At 44.6% G+C, this 6,505-nt stretch carries 6 protein-coding genes and 1 tRNA gene; all 7 read right to left on the minus strand.

Features of this window, described 5'->3' with window-relative positions; translation table 11 throughout:
* Window positions 1-17: 17 nt before the first annotated feature.
* The 7 genes from H569_RS19545 to H569_RS0107230 all read right to left on the minus strand — a co-directional run bounded on the left by H569_RS19545 (window position 18) and on the right by H569_RS0107230 (window position 6,287).
* Entirely contained in the window at window positions 18-941 is a 924-nt protein-coding gene (locus tag H569_RS19545; RefSeq protein ID WP_051273398.1) for a peptidase MA family metallohydrolase, read from the minus strand.
* A gap of 115 nt (window positions 942-1,056) precedes the next feature.
* Window positions 1,057-1,689: a tetratricopeptide repeat protein gene (locus H569_RS0107195; protein ID WP_027364449.1), complete on the minus strand. Its 633-nt coding sequence runs from the start codon at window positions 1,687-1,689 to the stop codon at window positions 1,057-1,059.
* 224 nt (window positions 1,690-1,913) lie between these two features.
* A complete protein-coding gene (locus tag H569_RS0107200) occupies window positions 1,914-3,197 on the minus strand; it encodes a peptidoglycan DD-metalloendopeptidase family protein (protein WP_157833479.1) in 1,284 nt (427 codons plus the stop codon).
* A 283-nt stretch (window positions 3,198-3,480) separates the two neighbouring features.
* Entirely contained in the window at window positions 3,481-4,839 is a 1,359-nt protein-coding gene (gene scfB, locus H569_RS0107205) for a thioether cross-link-forming SCIFF peptide maturase (RefSeq protein WP_027364451.1), read from the minus strand.
* A 51-nt stretch (window positions 4,840-4,890) separates the two neighbouring features.
* Window positions 4,891-5,043 (minus strand): six-cysteine ranthipeptide SCIFF, encoded by a 153-nt coding sequence (gene scfA / locus H569_RS21710; RefSeq protein ID WP_081410915.1) that lies wholly within the window; start codon window positions 5,041-5,043, stop codon window positions 4,891-4,893.
* 72 nt (window positions 5,044-5,115) lie between these two features.
* Window positions 5,116-5,298 (minus strand): hypothetical protein, encoded by a 183-nt coding sequence (locus tag H569_RS0107215; RefSeq protein ID WP_027364452.1) that lies wholly within the window; start codon window positions 5,296-5,298, stop codon window positions 5,116-5,118.
* A gap of 914 nt (window positions 5,299-6,212) precedes the next feature.
* A tRNA-Gly gene (locus tag H569_RS0107230) sits at window positions 6,213-6,287 on the minus strand.
* Window positions 6,288-6,505: the final 218 nt, after the last annotated feature.

The raw sequence follows: 6,505 nt of genomic DNA on the forward strand, positions 1-6,505 counted from the left end.
TTTCCTCCCGCCTGTCCCTAATATGCCGCATATTCATCATATTCACCCTGTTTCAGCCAGTAATGCCATTCCTTTTCAAACTGTCCCAGGTCCAGTCCGAGGGCTTGTTTGAGCGAACCATTAAAACTATTGCCCTGGGCCAGGCTATTTATAATCTTATGCAAACCGTTTTCACCATAGACCGCAACAATAAATTGAATCGCGTTCAATGATTGCCGGTAAGCCAGTGATTGATCAGGTAATGAGTCGAAATTTCGGTCCATCTTTTTTAATGGATACAACTCTTGTTCCGAAATTCCTGCCTGGTCATCAAAGATAAATCCAGTAATTTTATATTCTTCGTACTGGGCTACACCTTCGGTAAACCAGCGGGGGTAATTTCCATGCGCCACGTAATCCAATATCAGGTGAGTCATTTCATGCGCCATGGGGCCTGCCTTCTGAAAAATTTGTTTTATCGTTCCAGAGTCGTTTGCATTAATCCAAGCTTCCGGCGCAAGCACCCTGATCACGCCACCCCAGTAAACACCCATGGCATTTTCACTGGCAGGCCAATTAAAACTGGCATTCAATTCTTCCTTGGAAGAATAAATAACGATAGGTATCTTTTTCTCAGGCTTATAAGAAAAATCACTGCAGATACGGTGATAAAAAAGAAGGGAACTTTCCTGAACCAAACGGGCCGCCTGTTCATTGCCACGATAGCGAATTATAAACTGGTTATCTTCAATTTGATGCCAGCCGTGGGTTTTTAATAGCATTTGCCCTCTGGCAACGTCTCTAAAAATAGAATAAACATATCCTCTTAACCCATCCGGCACCCGAATCAGTAAAAAAACGCTAACTGTAAAAAGAACTGCCAGCAATGCCGAAACCAACTTGGCAGTTCTGTAATTGGAATGAAACACCGTCTCTTCATTTGGTATTGGATTATAATTCATAGCTTCACCTTTTATTGATTAGTAATTTAATTATATAATTAATCAGGTCCGCTCTGTCGAGGTAAAATCTAACAAAAAACAGGCCAGAGAAACCCTGGCCCCAAACCTAATTCTTTTATTTTTCAGCTTTTAATGCTTGAATCATTTGCCGTGCTTTATCCACATCAAGGCCTTCTTTTTGCAACTTAACAAACTCTTCCAGCTCTTTGATCCCTTTTTGTACCTCTCTTTTATCATCGCCACGGTAAGCATAAAATTGCCCGAGTAAATAGTGCGCCTCGGCATCAGCAGGAGTTTGCTTGACCACTTGTTCAACCTGGCTTATGGCATTGTCATACTGCCCCATTAGATAATACGTAGTCGCAAGGTCTTTGCTTATTTTTCCGTCCCCCGGTTTAATCTCCAGGGCTTTTTTGTAGGTTTCAACCGCCTGCTGACCGTTGCCGTTTTGCCAGTATAAAGCCGCCAACTTGCCCAGCAGATCCGAATCATCAGGCTTTTCCTTAACTTGTTTTTCCAGGTCGGCTATTTGTTTATCTATACTTACCTCAGGTTGCTGTTGCTGCTGAGCGGTTGTTTCACTGGAATTATTTGGTATGTTATTCCGGCTGCCAAAGGCCCAGAACATGGAAGAGCCAATCAAGCCCACACCCAAAACAACTGTTAGCACAAGAAAAACAATTTTTTGCTGTTTTTTGCGCTTGGCTACATTAATAAATGAAAAAGTATCTGTTTTTTTCTTGGCCAAGTTTGTCCGCCCCCTTGCCGTAATCCACAAAATACACAAAACAATTATACATTAAATGACCTGTTAGGAAAACAGCTTTTGCTTGGAAGTTGCGGACCCGCCCGGGTATAAATTTATAGTATTCAGTAGTCAGAATTCAGTAGTCAGAATTCGGAATGCTTCGAGAGGATAAACCGTTCTCTCATACTGACGCCTGATTTCTGACTCCTAAGTAGTTATGAATATTAAATAAACAGGGACGGGTTTTTATGCACCCCGCCAACTATTACTTCAAAGTGCAGGTGCGGCCCCGTTGAATTGCCGGAAGAGCCGGACCGCCCGATAAATTGGCCTCGCTCAACCCGCTGCCCCGGCTTAACGGTTGCGGAAGAAAGATGCGCATACCTGGTAACGACGCCTCCGCCATGGCTTATATCAATACGCAGACCGTAACCGCCGGAGTAACCCACCCTCATTATGGTGCCGGCCTCGGCCGCCACCACGGGGCTTCCATAATTAGCCGCTATATCCACGCCTTCGTGTACCCTACCCCAGCGCTTGCCGAAGGGAGAAACAATTGCACCCACTGTGGGGTAAGCCAAACGGCCATTTCCACCACGAAAAGCAAGCAATTTCTTTTCGCCCTTGGCTACGATTTGTGGCACAGGAGCTTGCAGCACTTTTGCTTCAACAACCTTTTTACTTATCTCAACACCGTTTTCCGTGGTAACGTTATAAACAACTTCTCTCCGGCCGGACTTACCCCGCTGGACCAATTTTTTTTCACCAGAATACAAACTGCTGTCAACCTTTTCCTGCACCCGGAAAGCCATCTCCTCCTGGCGGGTTTCAGTGTAGGTGGCGATAACGTCAACCAGCGGAGAGGTCTGTGAAATAACAACTTCCTGGCCAATTTGCATTGTTTCCGGCCTTAAGTTCGGGTTGGACCGCATCAATTCCTCCACATCAATATGGGCCGCTGAAGCGATATCCCAAAGGGTATCCCCCTCTTTGATTTTATATTTTCTTGCCTCGCTGCCGCCAAACCTGATATACTCCACAGCCTTATCTGCATCTGCCAGCTCTACAGGGCTAACTTCAGCAGGTTTTAGTTCCACTTTTTGTTTAAAGGTAACTGATTTATCACCATTGCCTTTATATGCATTCAATAAACTATCCAGCACTTTTTGACCGGCCTGTTGGTCCTTGACGGCAACAACCATTTTACCGTTTACAAAAATCCCTGTGGCGCCATATTGAACATCCATTTTACCGGCCAGCAGTTTCTGTATCTCTCCTTTGTCGACCACGGAGGAAAAATTCCAGCTGGGCCTGTACTTGATCTCCTCGCTTATCTTAACCGGCATACCGGTAACCAGCTCAAGGTGGTTGAAATACTCCTCCACCGCTGTTTCTGCAACTTTCCGGCTTGATGCAACGGCAATAACCTCGTCTCCCATTACCACGGCACATTTTGCTGAGCCAAAGAAAGTCAACACCGCAATTACCGGGATACACACCAACAGCATTATTTTTAAAACAGGACGTGAACCTTTTATTGGGGCTGCCCCACTTAATAAAGTTTTTAAATAAACAACTAATTTACTATTTATATGATTTCCCTCAGATATAGTGACCACTCCTCACGCAAGCTAAAGTTGGCAACATATTTATAGCACAACTGCTTCATTATACCATAGTTATACATATACCGCAATTTTTCCATTAATCATGATAACAGGGGGCTTAAGCCGCCCCCTGTTATCATGATTTGTCAATTTTCTATTAAGACTTGCTATTATTCGATATAGCTTAAGTATAGCTTTTATTCAGCATTACCTTTAGATACAACGCGCATTCAAGCCGCTTACGGGCAAGAATGCAGCCCAACCGGTAAGGTTCGAGCAGGCTGTTGTTAAAGGCCAGGGCATTGGCATGGCACCCGCCGCTGCAGTTAAATTTAGCCCAGCAGTTTTTACAGGCGTTTTTATTATAAATATGTGCCTTTGCGAATAAATATGCCGTTTTTTTGTCAACAGCGCCATTAAAAACTGTACCCATCTTGTATTCATCCCGCCCCACGAACTGGTGGCAGGGATATAAATCCCCTTGCGGGGATACAGCCAGGTATTCCAGGCCGGCACTGCACCCAGTTAAACGTTTCGCCAGGCAGGGTCCTTCTTCAAGCTCAACGTTAAAGTGAAAAAAGTCAATCGGGTTCCCATTTTGATGATTTTCTAGAATAAACCTGGTTAACTTTTCGTATTCCAGCATTATTTCCGGAACATCTTCATCACGCAGCGCATAATCAGTGCCTGCTCCTGCCACAACCGGCTCCACCGATATTTTACGGCAACCCAACTCGGCCAGGTGCCGCACATCCTCGGAGAAGTCCAGATTATGCCTGGTAAATGTCCCCCTGACATAATGTTCTCCAACATATGGTGAATTAATAAACTGTACGACTCTTTCCGCCACCCGGCCATAACTGCCTTTACCGGCGGGGGTAGGGCGCATGCGGTCATGAACACCGGGGCGGCCGTCAATGGAAAGTACCACTGCCAGATTATTTTCTCCGACAAAACGCTGCAAATCAAGATCAAACAGTAAAGTATTGGTAGTAAGTGTAAATTTTATTTCTTTGCCGGCTTCCCTGGCCTTAACCTGCCCGTAATCAACCAATTCCAACATCACCGGGCGGTTAAGCAGCGGCTCCCCGCCAAAAAAATCCACCTCTACATGCCTGCGGCTGCCGGATGCCGCAAGCAAAAGATCTAATGCCTTGCGCCCAACATCCGCAGGCATTAGCCCGCGGTCGCCCCCAAAGTCACCCTGCCCGGCAAAGCAGTAGCGGCAGCGCAAATTACAGTCATGGGCCAGGTGAAGGCACAGCGCCTTGACCATAGGTTCACGCTCCGGCAATGTTATACCCCCCGCCAGGGGATCGGCGGAAAAAAGCAGCCCTTTATCTTTTAATTCTGCTATTTCCTCCAATATTTCTTCCACCACCGCAGTTCCGTAAACCGGGCCATACTTGGCCTTGAGTTCATTTACCGCCAGTGTTTCATAATCTTTAATTAAATTAAAAGACGGTTCGTCCACAACGTGAACCTGGTTGCTGTTAACATCAAAAACAATATTGGTGCCGTCAAACGTATAGGCATGGATCAAACCATTCATCCCCTTAAAAAAAAGACCTCATCCCGTTAGGGATCAGGTTCTTTATTTGTTATTTCTGTTTTCGCAAGCCTGATTGCCTACCGTACAGGAAGTCTTGCAAGCTGACTGGCATGAGGTCCGGCATTCGCCGCAACCGCCCTTGCGCATACTTTCCTGCAGCGTCCGCCCGCTTAATGTTTTTATGTGTTTGCCCATCTGTCTGCCTCCTTAATTAAATATCTAATAAATTATATGCCATTATAGGAATAATACGCAAGCCAATTTCAATTAATGCTTGTTTTTAACCGGTTTCTCCTCAAAGCCAAAACACTCCTTACCTGTAGCCTTTAAAACTTCAGCAGAGGGGTTATATTTGGTCTTTATGCCATAAATTCTACAGCCGTTAGGAAATCTTCCATCCCAGGTTATGTAATAATGTTTGCATTTAAAGCAGTTTCTGGTTTTTTCCATAATACTTCTAATCTCTTCGTTAATACTTTTAATCTCTTCGTTCAAGCGTTCAACGCCGTTTGTGGTACGTAGACGGCGACGATACTTTTCCGGCAAAATATGTTCCCTTACCCAACCCAATTCGTAATTGACCCATTTTGATACTTGCTGATTTTCTATCGAAATATTGGTCTTCTGCACCTTCAGACAATATGTAATCCAAAGTTAATTTATTATTATACTCCGATAGGCTCATAAAGGATACCCCCAGCATTCTGTTCAAAACAAGTATAACATACAGTTCCCCCAAAAGAATTAAAAAATATTCTTTAAAAAAGTCGAGCTTTAGGTAGTAATTTTGTGTTTTCGTTTTATTTACTTCTGCAATTAAAATATTCTTCGGAATCAATTATAAATAAACCTTTTTGCAATGTATTGGGGAGTTAGCCGGCCTTGGCCGGGTTTATAACTCCGCAGATAGTATCCCTTGCAGGCACCAGACGTTTTTTAACCGCAGCCTAAACCGAAAGTTGTTCCCTAAAGGGCAGCAACATTTTCACAGTAAGGCAACTGCCCACCAATTTCTCATTGGCGCAACAGCGCCCCACACAACCGGGACCGCAGCAGCGGCCACCTGGTTTACAGCAGACCAGCAGCAATACTCAGGATAAAACCACCAAAAGAATAACTAGCGAAATGGGAAGGGTATACCCGGACCCACAGAGGCCGGCGAGCACGCTGCCGGGAATTCATGACCCCAGGGACTGCCACAAAGAATTCCCGGCAGCGTGCGGCCCTGTCCCAAAAGGACGGCCCGACAGGACCGGAGCTGGTGTACGTAATTATCATAACGATACGCCGCCCCCTCGGGCACCAAATGGGCACCAAAAAGGCCTCCGGAGGATTATGTAAATCCCCGGAGGCCTTGATATTACTGGAGCGGGTGACGAGGATCGAACTCGCAACCCTCAGCTTGGGAAGCTGATGCTCTACCATTGAGCTACACCCGCTTGGGTTAAGCAGCATATATTATTATAACATTTTTGACATGAAAGTCAAGTCAGCTTTTTCTATTGTGTGAGCGCTTGTTTTCTTGACTTTAAGAAATTCTATGATATAATACGTTCTTTTAAGAAAACCTAAGTATAACCTGTAACATTTATAACATTTTGCACTATTTGTGATTTGATGTTGTTATTATATTTAATTACAATGTACATACTATTAA

The sequence above is a fragment of the Desulfotruncus alcoholivorax DSM 16058 genome (genome assembly GCF_000430885.1).
Lineage (GTDB): Bacteria > Bacillota > Desulfotomaculia > Desulfotomaculales > Desulfallaceae > Desulfotruncus > Desulfotruncus alcoholivorax.

What these genes read in the sequence shown, in the direction of transcription:
- scfA (WP_081410915.1), bottom strand. Translation starts at nt 5,043, where the DNA reads ATGGGCAAACACATAAAAACATTAAGCGGGCGGACGCTGCAGGAAAGT.
- H569_RS0107200 (WP_157833479.1), bottom strand. Translation starts at nt 3,197, where the DNA reads ATGCTGTTGGTGTGTATCCCGGTAATTGCGGTGTTGACTTTCTTTGGC.
- H569_RS19545 (WP_051273398.1), bottom strand. Translation starts at nt 941, where the DNA reads ATGAATTATAATCCAATACCAAATGAAGAGACGGTGTTTCATTCCAAT.
- H569_RS0107215 (WP_027364452.1), bottom strand. Translation starts at nt 5,298, where the DNA reads ATGGAAAAAACCAGAAACTGCTTTAAATGCAAACATTATTACATAACC.